Source organism: Tenacibaculum sp. MEBiC06402 (assembly GCF_049239625.1).
Lineage (GTDB): Bacteria > Bacteroidota > Bacteroidia > Flavobacteriales > Flavobacteriaceae > Polaribacter.
Map to the genome: position 1 here is coordinate 1 of NZ_JBMKKT010000093.1, position 818 is coordinate 818.

1 protein-coding gene is annotated in these 818 nt (G+C 34.0%); it reads right to left on the reverse strand.

The genetic code is table 11. From position 1 onward, the window contains the following. Positions 1–113: 113 nt before the first annotated feature. On the reverse strand, positions 114–707 hold the full coding sequence (locus tag ACOSP6_RS07065; RefSeq protein WP_422092390.1) for a phosphopantetheine-binding protein: 594 nt from the start codon (positions 705–707) through the stop codon (positions 114–116). Positions 708–818: the final 111 nt, after the last annotated feature.

The window sequence follows — 818 nt, forward strand, 5'->3', positions numbered from 1 at the left end:
ACGTAAGTTCTTTTCCTGTGTTGCGGAAAGATAATTAATAAGATTGAATTTCTGGTGAGGTCCCGAAGCTTCGGGACAGCCGCAATTAATTATACACGGTGTTGTAAAATGTTTTAGTCAATTCCTAGGTCATTTGTGAAAGAATGATGTAATTCAATCTCGCTGATTGGAATACCGGTTCTATCCTCGGTAATTGCACAAATAATCCGCTCAATCTCATATTTACTGGATATATTTTCTATATCGATTAGTCTATTATAATTTAATGATATAGTCCAATCAACCAATTGTCTTAAAGTGCCTTTAGAAACAGGTGTTGTCCTTTTGATAGTCTTGATTCCGAAAATCTTAACGTGAGAGCCCAGTTCTGAATTAAAATCCAGCGCTACTAAATCAGGTAATTCCAGTCCAACAAGCACTTTTAATTGACTCCACTTTTCTTTCAGCTCCGAGATGGAAAATAATTCCGATATTTTCATGTCAGGACTTATTTGCGTTTCATTTGAAGTCAAATCCCTCAGCGCTTTTCTGATTTTATAAAATACTATTTGAGTTAAACATTTATCTGTCGGATTCATAATAATTCTACTGAAAACAATATCAATTAAATCTTCGACCGTATAAATTTTTTCCGCTTCGGAATCCTGAATTCGTATTCCGATTTTATCCTCAACGGACATCAATAATTCGACTGAATCTAATCCCATTATTGGTTTGTTTTAAATGTTTTACAACGTATTTGTGTATGATTTTTTGCGGGAAAAGGACGCGAGTCGTTTTCCTATGTTTCGGAAAGATAATTAATAAGATTGAATTTC